Raw genomic sequence first — 13572 nt, forward strand, 5'->3', positions numbered from 1 at the left:
CGTAAGTCTTTTTAAGTTGACACTAATGCCCCTACACCTAATCTTCCTATCTTTCTTCAATCTGTTTCTTCACCCAAGCGCGAAAGGCTTTCATTGTTTTATTTCTTCCCTCGATTTTACTTTGTTTTAAATACTGGGGAATCACCTCATTAAGCAATGGCAAGCCGGGAAAATGAGGACTTTCCGTAACCTGCACGTAACGCCCCGCTTGCAGCACGTTGATTTCTAATTTTGTCCCGTTAAACCGCCACCATTCTCCGACTCCTAATGCTTCATAATTATTCAACTGGGTGCGGGAGGAAATGTCAATCTCAATGGCTAAATCTGGGGGCGGTTCTACAGTTAAATCGATGCGTTTTTTACCCCGAACGGCTGCTTCGTTTTCGATATAGAAACAGCTATCGGCTTCTAAACCTTGTTGCATTGTTTCGCTTTTAAACGTAGTAGAAGCCAGATTTCTGAACTCAACGTCTAGTTCTTCCAGCAAAATTTCCACTAAGTTGCTAATAATAATTTTATCATCTTCATGTTCCGGTAATGGCACCATAATTTCTAAAACTCCCTGACTATAATTAATCCGCGACCCCCGTTTTTCACCAGACTCCTCTAACATTTCTTCGTACATTTGCCAACTGACATCGGTCATCAGGAGTTGCTGACCGGGGGGGACGATGATTTGTTTAAGTTGGACTTGCATAGTTTCCTCTCTTTTGTGTTAGGGATTCGCCCCTGAATTATCTGGGCCAGTCGAGTTTGGTGCTGCTGAGACTTCACTTTTTGCAATTCTACTGTTTTTTGATGCAGTTGAGCTTGAGACTGTTCTAACTCTGCCTGAGTGGCGTGCAGTTGCAGATCGGACTGTTGTAATTGAGCTTGGGTTTGCCGTAGTTGTTGTCGAGACTGCTCTAGTTCTGCCCGATCTTGCTGCTGCTGAGACTCTAGTTGCTTTACTTGCGATCGCGCCTGGTTGAGTTGTTGGCGATAAGCCTCTAACTCTGCCTCAGTTGTCTGCAATTTTTCCCCTTCCCGTTCAAGTTGCGATCGCACCTGGGAGTGTTCCTCTTTTAATGCTTCCAATTCTCTCGTTTTTTGATGCAATTTTTCGTGAGAATCTACCCAGTCAGCTTGATTTTTTTGGAGTTGTTGTCGATACTGTTCGAGTTGGGTCTGAGTGGTCTGCAATTGTTCCCGTTCCCGTTCAAGTTGCGATCGCGCCTGGGAGTGTTCTTCTTTTAGTGCTGACAATTCTCTCGTCTTTTGGTGCAGTTGCTCATTAAATTCTGTTAACTGAGTTTGCAGTTGAGTTTGAGACTGTTCGAGTTCTGCTTGCGTTTGGAACTGTTGGATTTTTAGTTCCTCTAATTCGTCTTGAGTTTGGGATTGTTGGATTTTTAGTTCCTCTAATTGGTCTTGAGTTTGGTGGAGTTGCTCGTTAGACTTTTTCAACTCAGCTTGAGTCTGAGTTAGTTCGTCTTGAAGTTGCTGTGCGGTTAGCATCCAACCTTGAGATTGGGGAGATAGAACCTGGTTATTTGTTGAGGACAACTGACTATTTTCTTCGAGTTTTTCCATAAGATTTTCTGGGGTGAGGGGTTCGACTTCGTAATCAAAGATGCCTAGACTTTTAACGCCTTCGGGTTTTTGACCGATGATGTAGCGCTCGTAGAATTCATCGTCTACTTCAAAGAGTTCTATTTTATCAGAGGTTGGGGATTCTCTGTAACATAAATGAGTCAATTTTTTTTCAGGAACGAGACTACAAATTGCAGCGACTCTTTCAACAGTTGTTAAGTTGGGTGGTGAACCGTGAAAAAGGCGTTTGTCATAGATCAGTGCTTGTCCTGCTTTCATGGGAATACTGGTGAGATACCTCTGTTGCATCAGCGAGAGAATATCTTGACTGTAAGGAAAGCCATTAAAGACAAAAATCGGTCTAGGTTTTGAGTTAAGCTGATGGCTTTTTCTGATGACTTGAAGACAGCCGTTTTGCTCGTTGACATCAATAAGAGGACACCATACTCCAAAAGAATCTAAATAGTTTTCGTTTACTAAAGATGGGTCTTGATGGAGAAGCATTATACTAGAGAATAGGTTAGCTTTTTTCCGAGCAAAATTACAGTTACTTATTCTATGTTTTGGAAGTAAAATTGCCAATTTTGGAGCAAATAGCCTTTTTATTTCTTCACTAATTAGCTGGCGGTATGACACCTCTGATGTCTTCATACTAAAACACATAGGGGCATCTGCCAAATCATTAGGAATAGAAGAGTTTTTGTCAAAATTGAGCAAACTTTGTACTTCATTTTCATTGAGGAGATTAATTATTATGTATCCATTCTCTTCAAGCTCTTGATGGATTCGCTGATTTGGGTTCATTTGAGCAATTTCAATCATTACATTTAGTTTTTCTGAAAAATTAGGTTGAATTTCAATTTCAACATGAAACTTTGTGTGTTCGGAACAAAGTTTTTCTATATCTACTGAACTCATTTGAGAATTTCCTTTGCAAAAATACTTATTTTGAGCATAATTGTCTAGAAAGATTTGCTGTTGTTTTTCCCACCCCTGCGATCGCCCTGACCCGCAAACCCCCAAACCGTTGAGCGAGCGATGGAAAACACCGCCCTAATCACAAAAGAGAGATACCAGATTTTCAAGTCGGCATAATGTCGTCGAGGATCAGTTGTAAATTTGGAAACAGGTCAGAAGAAATCGTATCTCCCAAACGATATTGTTCCTGTTGGTACACACCATTAACTAACTGGCAGACTGTGAAAGTCGGTTGCTTGGGATTGCCGATAAATTGGAAACCACCCAAACCCCGAAAGTCCACAATCCAATATTCAGGGATATTCAAAAAAGCGTATTCCTCCACTTTTCTGGCATAATCATCTTGCCAATTGGTGCTGACGACTTCAGCAACAAGCTTAATGGTACTACCGTTACAAATCACTGGTTCTTTTTGCCAAAGTGGTTCTTGAGTTAGTTCTGCTTTATCTAAAACAGCTACGTCAGGACGCAGCGCTGTGGCTTCAGCATATAGTGGTTTTATCAGACAATTTTTTGGAACTAACCAGTTGAAATTATCCTGAAAAATTTCGACATATATTCTACCTGCAATACTCCCAGCAACCGCTTCGTGAGGGCCCGTAGGTTCCATGTCTCTGAGTTCTCCGTCAATTAGTTCATAGCGTGTATTATCCCCATATTGGGCGATAAACTCTTCAAAGCTAAGTAGTTTGGCTGGGGTGTAGGTCATAGGTCGTGTTTTAACGGGATGTAACTTAATTGTAAGTTGAGTTAAAATCGGCTATCTGGCAAAAAAACAAAGGTATGGCACTGTTCACTCTCGTTAATCTCTTGTATAATCTCGCTTCCCAACACCCCGATCGCATTGCCTACACTTTCCTAGAAGATGGGCAAAAACCTAGCACCAGTCGTAAGGATTCAGGTCACTGAACTCCTTGCTGGGCAAAGACTTTAGATATGGAGCTTGATACTAAATCAATCTCTATTCTCAATAAACCACGAAAAACTGTCACTTCTCCTCGTTTATTGACAATTAACCACGAAAGACAAAAACCCTTATTTTGCCCTAAAACCCTTGCCAGACAAGCGTTGGAGCCGCAAGTTTTTAGACCTGAATCCTTACCACCAGTCTAACCTATCGCTCCTTGGACGAAAAAGCTAGGCCGATTCTCGTTCCGAGACGCTACGCGCTCGCTGCTTATTGGCAATCTCGGTTATCTTGAGGGGAAAGAGTCTTGCTGGTTTATCTCCAAGGGTTAGAGTTTACTGACGCTCCCGATCGCACAACTTGTCCGTCCCATCCCGGAAATACCCGTTCTCGTGCAAAACTGGTAGTGTAGTTAGAGGCTAAGTTGGCGGAGCTGTTAATCTTAACATTGTATAAAAAACTATGCCATATTTACTACAGCAACTTTTAGAAATCAGCGCGGGGCAATATCCAGACAAAGAAGCTGTCATCTACAAAGATAACGCTATGACGTACCGGGAGCTGGACGCAGTTTCCAACCAGTTAGCTTGGGTTCTGAGAGAGGCTGGTATTGAGAAAGGCGATCGCGTCGGCATTTGCCTCAACAAATCCATTGAAGAAATCGTAGCGATTTACGGCATTCTTAAAGCTGGTGCTGTCTATGTTCCCATCGATCCATCATCTCCCGCTCAGCGAGTAGCCTTTTTTATTGAAGATTGCGGGATTAAGGCTTTAGTCACTACGAAAAAAATCATTGCAAAACTCTATCCATTTTCAGATAAAGTTTCTGAGTCGCTCCAGGGCGTGATTCTTGTTGATGAAGATTTGCCAGAGGAAAAGGGTCTTATCTCAACGAAAACAGTAACGTGGCAGCAAGTTTTGCGATCACCTACAAAATCATTGCCATCAACTCACTCGATCGATTGCGATTTAGCTCATATTATGTACACTTCGGGTTCGACGGGTAACCCTAAAGGTGTCATGGTTACTCATCGTTCTATTCTTAATTTTGCGAGTTGTTTCTACAACTGTCTTGAAGTGCAACCCGGCGACCGCATTTCTCATCAACTGCCGATTTATTTTGCTGCTTCAGTTGTCGATATCTTCACTTCTATTCAAGCTGGAGCAACGATTGTTGTTGTGCCTCCAGAACTCTCGGTTTTTCCTGTTGAACTAGCCAATTTTATTGAACCACAGCAAATTAATATCTGGTTTTCAGTTCCTTCTCTGCTAATCCAACTGATTCTGCGGGGGAATTTGCAGCAGCATCGCTTTCAGCATTTGAGAAAGATTTTGTTTGCAGGTGAAGTATTCCCCGTTCAGTACCTGCGTCAACTTATCCAAATGCTGCCTCATGTTGAATATTGCAACATTTATGGTTCTGCGGAAACAGGTGCCCGCACGTACTATCAATTCAAAACCATTCCTCCTGAGTTAGATTCAATTCCAATTGGTCAAGCTTGTGCTAATACTGAACTATTTGTCGTGAATGATGAGCATCAAATTGCTGAACCAGGGGAAGTTGGAGAACTTTACGCACGAGGTTCCTCGCTGATGAAGGGATATTGGGGAACGATCGAGAAAACTAAGGAGGTTCTCGTACCCTACACGTTGTATCCGCACATTGGCGAGGAAACGGTGTTCCGGACTGGCGATTTGGTAAAACAAGATGTTGAGGGCAATTATATCTATATTGGTCGTCGCGATCGCCTGATTAAAAGTCGAGGATATCGGATTGAACTGGAGGAGATTGAGAAGGCGATTCAACAGCATCCTGAGATTGAAGAGGTAGCTGTTATTGCAATTCCTGATGAGGAAATTGGCAACCGACTCAAGGCTTTGGCTGTACTAAAGAGTGGAAGTGGTTTAGAGCAGAGTGTCTTGCAATCTTTTTGCGTCCAGACTATTCCTAAGTATATGGTTCCTGAAAGTATTGAGTTTCGTTCTCAGCTACCTAAAACTTCTACCGGAAAGGTCGATCGGATGGCGCTGTGTCAAGAATAGCTTGCGGTGATGGGAATCAGTAATCCTCAGTAAGGAGCAACAGGATGTCAGCGAAAAACTATACAGAAACAGAGATAGAACAGCTACTCAAAGATTACATTATCCAGAGGTTTATGTATGGAGCGAAAGCTGTTTTAGAAGATGACTGGCTGCTGATTGAAGAAGGGATTATCAACTCTTTAGGAATTATTACGTTAATTAGTTTTATTGGAGAGCAGTTGGGTATTTCTATCGCGTCTGAAGAAATAGTTTTGGATAATTTTAAAGATGTTAATTCTGTTAAATCTCTAGTTATCTCTAAAATTAAAGCATCAACTCAACCAGCGATTATTCAAGAAGGTACAGAAAGAAAGTTATTGTCAGTCGTTCCAGTTAAACCCAATGGATATAAGCGACCTTTCTTTTACATACACGGAATGCCAGGTTATAACCCAGAAGTCAACTTGGCTCTGGCACAGCACATCGATCCTAATCGCCCTTTCTATGGAATACAAGCAATGGGGGTAAATGAAGGAAGAGAGCCTCATACTAGCCTAGAGAAGATAACGACTTTCTATATTCAAGAAATCCAGACCATCCAGCCCGAAGGTCCCTATCTTTTAGGAGGTGTCTGCGCTGGTGGCAATATTGCCTTTGAAATGGCTCAACAATTGAAGAAGTGTGGTCAGCAAGTCTTGCTAGTGGTTATGGTAGATAGCCCAAATCCATTCATCACTGTAGAAGAGAAAACAAATTTACCAAACTGGTATCCAAAACCGCATTTGAGAGAAAAGCTATTAAACAAAGGTTTGAATATTAACCAATTTGAGAGTATTTTTAGAGTTTGGGAGGCTAATGTCCAGGTTATCGCCAACCACGTACCACAGGTATATGCGGATCGGATCGTTTACTTTGCGGCTATGGAAAAGGTTATGGAAAAACATCGCTTCGAGCCGATGCAACCCAATGGTTGGAATAGTTTTGTAGTAGGTGGAATTGAACTTCACGAAGTTCCAGGCAGTCACCTTACTATGCATTTTGAACCTCACGTACAGGTTTTAGCAGAAAAACTAAGTGCTTGCCTAGACCAAGCAGATCGGGAGTTAGATAGAAGAAATGATGAGACAACTAAATGCCCATTATCCTCCAAGAATCCATACTCAAATGCTCAGAGCAGGACTGTAGCGACGCTAACCCTTGTCGAGCTTTTGCAAAATCGAGCCTCCCGGCAACCCGCTCAAATAGCTTACACCTTCTTAGAAGATGGGGAGAAGGAGAGCGCCAGTTTAACTTATCGCCAGTTGGACGAGAAAGCCAGGGCGATCGCTGCTTATTTGCAGTCTCGGTTGTCTCCAGGGGAAAGAGTCTTGCTGGTTTATCCCCAAGGGTGGGAGTCCATCGCCGCCTTTTTCGGTTGCCTTTACGCCGGAGTTGTTGCTATTCCCGCACCGGCACCGGAAGCCTCGCGGATGAAACGAACTCTACCGAGACTGGAAGCGATCGCATCGGATGCGGGAGCCTCGTTAATCTTAACCACCGCCAGCTTGCTAGCCATCCGTGACGGCAACCATTTAACATTTAAGGCAAGAAGCTTTGTCAGCCGACTCAACGGCAGGGCTTCACTCCTACTCAACTACTACTTGGCAGAGGGAGAAATCGCCCAAAAAACACCCCAACTCGCCACAATTCCTTGGACAGCCACCGAGAAAATTCCCGTCCACCTCGCCACCCAATGGCGATCGCCGGAAATTAGTGGCGACACCAATAGCAGCGACAACTTAGAGCTAGATGAAGTAATCAGTAGCATTCGTAATGCTGCAGCCGCATCTTTTGAGCTACCTGTTCGTTTAGTAGCAGGTGGAATTGAACTTCATGAAGTTCTAGGCACTCACCTTACTATTCTACTTTGAACCCTACGTCCGAGTATTAGCAGAGAAATTGAATGCTTGTTTAGAGGAAGTTGATGGTGTACTACTTCCTGAGCGAAGATAAGCGATCGCCTACGGCAGGCAGTTACGCGATCGCTGTTGGCGATTTCGTGACAGGTGGAGAGCGATCGCACTTCCGGCAATTGCAGAAGAGAGACGAACGCCCTATCATTCTTAAACGCTTGCCTTGTGCGAGCGCTTCTCTATTTTGCAGCAGTTCAGAACGATCGATAATGGGCGATCGCCACTTATTTACAGTCTCAGCTTTCGGTTGGGGAAAGAGTCTTGCTGGTGTATCCTCAAGGGTTAGAAGCGATCGCAGCTTTTTTTGGTTGCCTGTATGCTGGAGTAGTTGCCATTCCCGCACCTGCACCGGAAGCAGCACGGATGAAACGAGTTTTGCCGAGACTCGAAGCGATCGCATATAATTTTAAGAGTTAGCTGAGTACACTCACTCATAACCTCTGCGTGGATATTCAACTACTTAATTTGAAAGGAGAAAAAACAATGAGCAAAGAACAATGCAGCAAGTCTGGATTCAACACCTTACTACGCCCAGACACGACAACAACCGACCCCAAAGAAGGTGTGCTGGCAACAACGCGCACTTGTAATGGGGTAGTAATCAACAACTGGGATAAAGAGGGTATCACAAATGTAACGCTTAGACATAGGTATCGGAATGATCCTAATCAAGAACAGAGCAGAACCTGGCCATCTCTCGGCTTTGGAGGAATAAGCTTAACAGATCTTGATATAATCTATTACACAGGCGTTGGCACTGGCTATGACTACTGGTGGATACAGTTTACTGATTCAACCGGGCAAGTGTGGACTTGCAAAGATAACTTTTATTGTTATCTGACTGCGGATGATGATGGTACTAAAGTTTTGTTTGCGCTAAACGGTGCTGCCGAGCAGATGGATATTACAATGAGTTCTGGTGGTTGTTACGTTTCGGTATACAAACAACCTTCTTGAAGATATTGAGCAAGACTTTCAAATCAAGTTTTTTTGGCGTTGCTGATTAGCAGTATGAATTGTCAAGTACGCAGATTGTCAAAAGTAGTTACTGTAAGTATCTGAAATTTTGGATAAATATTTTTCATACCTTAATCCAGCAACGCCAATTTTTGAGTATAACCTCCAGATTCTAGCCAGTCATGTGCCACAGATATACTCAGGACAGGTTGTTTACTTTGCGGATCAGGAGAAGAGTAAAGATTCTTTCATTTCCAAGCTATGGCAACCTGATGCTTGGAATCGTTGGGTTATCAACGGAGTTGAAGTTTATGAGATTCCGGGAGATCACTTATCGATGACTAAAGAGCCTAATGTTCATGTTTTAGCAGAAAAATTAAGCACCTGTTTAGATCGAGCAGAATGTGAAGAGAAGAAAATAGAGATTAATGGAGAGCAGCTTAGTTCTAAGCTTAGTATGAATCAGGAACTTGAAGAGAAAGGATATACAGTAATTAATCTTCTTAATGAGGATGAAGTACAAAATCTTTTTGATTTATACATGATAAATTCTCTTTCAAATGATTCATTAGGGTATTATTCATTTACTAATTCCAGTTCAGACTTGTCACATCGTCAATTATTAATTCAAGAAATTAAGACAATATTTGAACCAAAGCTAATAAAATTATTTCCTAACTACACAATGATAGCCTCTCTCTTTGTAAGTAAAAAGCCAGGATCATCAAGTAGTGAAATGCTTTTACACCAAGATCCATCTGTAGTAGACGAAACATATCTAAAATCATTTCAAATCTGGTGTCCTTTAATTGATGTTGATGAAAACAATGGTTGTCTTCAAGTTATTAATAAAAGCCATGTATTGACTTCAAAGCCAAGACATCAATTTGCTTTTAATATTTTCCCTTACAGTAAAGACATATTATCATGCATGAAACATCGTTATCTTACTAGCGCACCAATGAGAGCAGGACAAGCACTAATTTTTTATGATAGACGGCTTTTTCACGGTTCTTATCCTAATTTATCGGATGCTGAAAGAGTAGCGATCGTTTGTATTTTGGCTCCTAAAAATAAACCAATACATTTCTGCTATTTAGATTCCCCTGAATGTAAGAAAATGGAAATTTTTGCAATAGATGATAGCTTTTATGACAGCTATATTCCAGGCGAAAAACTAAAAGGTGTTGAAAGTCTAAGTATCATTGATTATGAAGTTGATTCATTAACGGTAGAACAACTTATAGAGTTCATGAATGCTCCAAAGCTCAATAAAAATGAAGAAGCTGGAATTAAAGATAAGTTTTTCTCACTTTTCAACTTACTTCGGGGTAACGATTGGTGGTTCTACAAAATTCCCCCATTACTCGCCATTGCCTACGCTGAAATCCTCATCCAAGATGCACCACCTCAACAATCTATCATTACACTAATGGCTCTTTTAGTTTCAATGTTTTTCGTTGCAGCTTACGGTCATGTGGTTAATGACATCTTTGATATTGAGGTAGATTTAAAAGCTGGCAAACAGAACAGAATGGCTCCTCTTTCGAGAGGGCAACGTATTTTATTAAGTCTCGGTTTAGCCATTGCAGGTGCAGTCCCGTGGTTGTTTATTGGCTTTAACTCAGCTTCAGCAATTTTGCTTGCTTCTATCTATACATTGCTAACAATCTACCCCGCTCCACCGCTCCGCCTCAAAGAACGATATATCTGGGGCGCAGTTGCCGACGCTGCTACCGTACACGCAATTCCCACATTGCTCATCGCTACAGTATTTTCTAGTTTAATGGCAACTCCTCAATCGGGAAACTATTCTCTAGCAATCATTGCTACAGCTTGGGCATTTGGGGTTGGAGTTAGAGGTATTCTGTTGCATCAAATTTGGGATCGAGAAAATGATTTGAAATCGGGTGTAAAGACATTGGCTACAAAGTTTGGTGTGGCATCACTCCGAATTTGGATTAATTACATTGTGTTTCCACTCGAAGCTATTCTTTCCGGTAGACTCGTTCTCTTGATTTCCCAATCTGTGCCTTTGCTTCTTGTCCCCTTCACTGTTTATCTTTTGCTACTATTTTTCAGCACCGCATATGACAACTTCGATCCTTCTCCATCTGAAAAATCCTATGTTGTACTCCACGATTTCTATGAAGTTTGGTTGCCTCTGGGCTTATTAACATTACTATCTTTTCGACAACCTGTGTTTTTGATTATACTCGTCCTACACACAATTTTATTTTACTCCGCTATTAAACAACGACTACTTGTATTAGCTCGATCGCTAGTTTTGAAATTGGAAAAAATTATAAATTTAAATGCTTCTACCCCAGAAAATTTAGAAACGAATACAGATCAATTTCCAAAAAATCAAGCTCAAAATACACAAAAAACATTTCTAGAATTACCATCTAGTGAATTAGAAATTAGTATAGTAAAAGCTATAGATTTTTTAAAAGAGAATCAACTAGAAGATGGCGAGTTAGCAACCTATGAAGACTCATATAATTTTGATAGTTCTCCCTTTATTACGTCATTAATTTTATATTCATTAAGTTTTTTAGCTCATGAAAACTATGAAAATAAAGGCAAAACTATAATAGATAAGGGAGTAAAATTCTTAGTTCAGGAAATGGAATTGAGAGGACTGTGGAGATACTGGTCTTCAAAAAACGACAGACATACAATGATTCCTCCAGATTTAGATGATATCTGTTGTATATCATATATTTTGAAAATAAATAACATACCCGTGCCTAACAACACAGATATTATTCTCGATAACAGAAACAAAGAGGGAATTTTTTATACTTGGATTTTGCCTCGGTCAATCAGAAGTATAACTCTAAATTTCATAACATTCGGTAAGGCTCTATCCCATTCAAAGAAGCTTTGGCAGCTAACAGAGAAGGATGATATATGTTGTGTTGTCAATGCAAATGTTTTATTGTATTTAGGTGAAACTCCGCAAACTCAGAAATCACTCGAATATCTAATCGATGTCGTTCGGGCAGGGAATGAAGAAGAATGCAGTGCATTTTATAGTAATAAACTGAGTTTTTATTATATGCTTTCAAGAGCATACTTCAATGGGGTGACATCGCTAGGTGTAGTCAAAATTCCAATTGTCACCAAAATTTTGAACTTACAACAAACTGATGGATCCTTTGGTGACGAACTATTGACTGCCTTGGCAATCTGTACGCTACTTAACTTTAATCATGTAGTCCCTAGCTTAGAGAAAGCTATCAAGTTCCTGCTCGACACTCAACAATTTGATGGTTCGTGGCAGAGACTTCCTATGTATGGCGGTAAGCTTGATAAACACTTTTTTGGTTCGGCAGCATTAACTACAGGTTTTTGTGTAGAAGCGTTAGTTCGTTATCGTTTGCAGGATATTTTTGGATATCGTCAACAAGAAGAAGTGAAGATACAAGAAGTACAAGCACAATTAAGAGCAGATTTAGAGATGCAACTGCAACAGACTAAGCAAGAATTAACACAATCCCAGTCTCAGCTACACACCTCCCAAACTGAATTAACACAATTCCAGTCTCAACTGAAGGCTACACAAACTGAATTAGTACAATCTCAGTCTCAACTACACACTTCCCAAACTGAATTGACACACTCCCAGTCTGAATTACAGATATCCCAAAGAGAATTAGCACAACTCAAATCTTATCTCCAACAAACTCAGGGAGTAGAAGGATTAATAAGCTATTATCACTTTTACATCGCTTCTAACCCTGACGACATCCAACTTTACCATCAGGCATTAGAGGTTAAGCCAGATGACGCTCAAACTCATTTGCAGTTAGGCAATGCCTTAGTTAGGCAAAATCGCTTCTCGGAGGCGATCGCTACTTACAAAACCGCGCTCCAATTTCACCCAAACAACTTTGAGATACACTTAGAGCTAGGAAAGGTTTTAGAAAAAGAGCAGAAATGGGAACAGGCGATCGCTGCTTACCGACGTGCGATCGAGTTGAATCCAGATGACGGGCGATCGCACAAACACTTAGGGGATATTTTAGCAGAATGCGGTCAAATTAACGAAGCAAGTGTCTCTTACCGTCGTGCTTTACAGCTTCAACCGAGAATTTTCTGAATTTAACTAAACTACAATATGAAAGACCGAAAAGAGCAATTAATTTCTCACTCTAAAGCATAAATAGTTGTGAGGGTATCTAATTCTTTTCCCCATATTCCTGGGGGATTGGCAATCCCATAATTCCCCATTCTCCACATTTTTTCCAGCCCTCTAGGTTAAATTCTTCCTGCTGGTCTAGTTCGACAAGATTTTCTATCAATAAATTTTTGGCAAACTGAATTACGCTTTCCTTAATTTCAACCTGTTCTTGAGCCCATGAAAAATCCACTGACTACCTTCCTCTGTTAGATGACTTGTTTGTTCCACATTCAGCAGGTTTACCGATCGAGTCTAACGTATTTTGTCTGACCGATCGCACCGACAAATCAACCAGGGCGATCGCTCTGATGGGTCAGCGATCGTCGGCAACACCTAGGCGATGCTCTTGTCTTTACCCCTGTCCTATAAATTAATATTGAGGCCTCAGACTTAATCGCAGCCGGCCTCCGATTGACCGTCGCCTCCTTCAGCTCCTTTTTCACCAGAGCTTGCTTGTACTGGATGACGAGAGCGATCGCACGCTTGTGTGTCCAACTGAAGAAACTGAGAAACTAAAGCCGGTGGGGGTGGCTGTCCCATTACCACTACAAAGAATTATTTTAAGCCCTTCTCATAAACTAACCAGGTATTGGTACTCGTGCGATCGCGCATTCATCGAGCGCCCTGATATCTTGGTTGAAGCCTAAGTCAAAAGTAGCATTAGATGGTATGGTCGCATCTATGCGAGCGGCAGCGGCAGGCTGGAGGTTTACAACCGGAACAATAGGTTTTAGCAGCAGTGGGTTCCGAACTCGCGCGGCCCTGCATGCGATCGCGCCAATCGGCGTAGAGTTAGGACTGTGGCAGGGCAGCTATCAAAACCAGACAATGCTATGGCTGCGGTGGTGGGACACCGAGGACAATTTGCTGCTGACAGGTGCAGAACGAGCCTCTAGAATCCAACAAGCACTTTTTGATAATTCCTCGGCTGTTGGGAATGGGATTGAATGCAGAGCAAGTGGGATAAGCCCTGGGTTTATCAGTAGAGTTCGTCA

Annotated in this window: 11 protein-coding genes and 1 pseudogene; 7 read left to right on the forward strand and 5 right to left on the reverse strand. The window is 41.6% G+C overall.

The genetic code is table 11. The annotated features are described in order from the left end of the window. Positions 1 to 46: 46 nt before the first annotated feature. From QUB12_RS29810 to QUB12_RS29820, 3 genes are all read right to left on the reverse strand, one after another. Positions 47 to 697, reverse strand: coding sequence for a Uma2 family endonuclease (locus tag QUB12_RS29810; RefSeq protein WP_333206815.1), 651 nt, complete (start codon positions 695 to 697; stop codon positions 47 to 49). Continuing rightward, entirely contained in the window at positions 646 to 2490 is a 1845-nt protein-coding gene (locus tag QUB12_RS29815; protein WP_333206816.1) for a phytanoyl-CoA dioxygenase family protein, read from the reverse strand. The genes QUB12_RS29810 and QUB12_RS29815 overlap by 52 nt, the downstream gene beginning before the upstream one ends. A 163-nt stretch (positions 2491 to 2653) precedes the next feature. Next, complete coding sequence (locus tag QUB12_RS29820; RefSeq protein ID WP_333206817.1) at positions 2654 to 3259, reverse strand: Uma2 family endonuclease; 606 nt, start codon at positions 3257 to 3259, stop codon at positions 2654 to 2656. Between the two features lie 74 nt (positions 3260 to 3333). On the opposite strand from QUB12_RS29820, the gene QUB12_RS29825 reads away from it, so the two are divergent. From QUB12_RS29825 to QUB12_RS29850, 6 genes are all read left to right on the forward strand, one after another. Further along, positions 3334 to 3459 carry a hypothetical protein gene (locus tag QUB12_RS29825; protein WP_333309696.1) on the forward strand — a complete coding sequence of 42 codons (126 nt, stop codon included), beginning with the start codon at positions 3334 to 3336 and terminating at the stop codon, positions 3457 to 3459. A 460-nt stretch (positions 3460 to 3919) separates the two neighbouring features. Beyond that, positions 3920 to 5500, forward strand: a complete 1581-nt coding sequence (locus tag QUB12_RS29830) for an amino acid adenylation domain-containing protein (protein ID WP_333206818.1) — start codon at positions 3920 to 3922, stop codon at positions 5498 to 5500. A gap of 44 nt (positions 5501 to 5544) precedes the next feature. Next, positions 5545 to 7389, forward strand: coding sequence for a thioesterase domain-containing protein (locus QUB12_RS29835; protein WP_333206819.1), 1845 nt, complete (start codon positions 5545 to 5547; stop codon positions 7387 to 7389). A 53-nt stretch (positions 7390 to 7442) separates the two neighbouring features. Further along, on the forward strand, positions 7443 to 7835 hold the full coding sequence (locus QUB12_RS29840) for a hypothetical protein (RefSeq protein WP_333206820.1): 393 nt from the start codon (positions 7443 to 7445) through the stop codon (positions 7833 to 7835). A 79-nt stretch (positions 7836 to 7914) separates the two neighbouring features. After that, complete coding sequence (locus tag QUB12_RS29845; protein WP_333206821.1) at positions 7915 to 8388, forward strand: hypothetical protein; 474 nt, start codon at positions 7915 to 7917, stop codon at positions 8386 to 8388. 109 nt (positions 8389 to 8497) lie between these two features. Further along, on the forward strand, positions 8498 to 12496 hold the full coding sequence (locus QUB12_RS29850; RefSeq protein ID WP_333206822.1) for a tetratricopeptide repeat protein: 3999 nt from the start codon (positions 8498 to 8500) through the stop codon (positions 12494 to 12496). A 79-nt stretch (positions 12497 to 12575) separates the two neighbouring features. Here the strand turns inward: QUB12_RS29850 and QUB12_RS29855 are convergent, their stop codons facing one another. Both QUB12_RS29855 and QUB12_RS29860 read right to left on the reverse strand, forming a co-directional pair. Then, complete coding sequence (locus tag QUB12_RS29855; protein ID WP_333206823.1) at positions 12576 to 12767, reverse strand: acyl-CoA dehydrogenase family protein; 192 nt, start codon at positions 12765 to 12767, stop codon at positions 12576 to 12578. A gap of 200 nt (positions 12768 to 12967) precedes the next feature. Next, positions 12968 to 13117, reverse strand: a complete 150-nt coding sequence (locus QUB12_RS29860) for a hypothetical protein (protein WP_333103240.1) — start codon at positions 13115 to 13117, stop codon at positions 12968 to 12970. A 129-nt stretch (positions 13118 to 13246) separates the two neighbouring features. On the opposite strand from QUB12_RS29860, the pseudogene QUB12_RS29865 reads away from it, so the two are divergent. Further along, positions 13247 to 13572, forward strand: a pseudogene (locus QUB12_RS29865) (hypothetical protein); the annotation flags it as partial.

The sequence above is a fragment of the Microcoleus sp. B7-D4 genome (assembly GCF_036705125.1).
Taxonomy (GTDB): Bacteria; Cyanobacteriota; Cyanobacteriia; order Cyanobacteriales; family Microcoleaceae; genus Microcoleus.

Bases quoted from the DNA above. Each gene is read 5' to 3' on its own strand.
- QUB12_RS29810 (WP_333206815.1), bottom strand. From the start codon at position 697: ATGCAAGTCCAACTTAAACAAATCATCGTCCCCCCCGGTCAGCAACTC.
- QUB12_RS29815 (WP_333206816.1), bottom strand. From the start codon at position 2,490: ATGAGTTCAGTAGATATAGAAAAACTTTGTTCCGAACACACAAAGTTT.
- QUB12_RS29820 (WP_333206817.1), bottom strand. From the start codon at position 3,259: ATGACCTACACCCCAGCCAAACTACTTAGCTTTGAAGAGTTTATCGCC.
- QUB12_RS29825 (WP_333309696.1), top strand. From the start codon at position 3,334: ATGGCACTGTTCACTCTCGTTAATCTCTTGTATAATCTCGCTTCCCAA.
- QUB12_RS29830 (WP_333206818.1), top strand. From the start codon at position 3,920: ATGCCATATTTACTACAGCAACTTTTAGAAATCAGCGCGGGGCAATAT.
- QUB12_RS29835 (WP_333206819.1), top strand. From the start codon at position 5,545: ATGTCAGCGAAAAACTATACAGAAACAGAGATAGAACAGCTACTCAAA.
- QUB12_RS29840 (WP_333206820.1), top strand. From the start codon at position 7,443: ATGGTGTACTACTTCCTGAGCGAAGATAAGCGATCGCCTACGGCAGGC.
- QUB12_RS29845 (WP_333206821.1), top strand. From the start codon at position 7,915: ATGAGCAAAGAACAATGCAGCAAGTCTGGATTCAACACCTTACTACGC.
- QUB12_RS29860 (WP_333103240.1), bottom strand. From the start codon at position 13,117: ATGGGACAGCCACCCCCACCGGCTTTAGTTTCTCAGTTTCTTCAGTTG.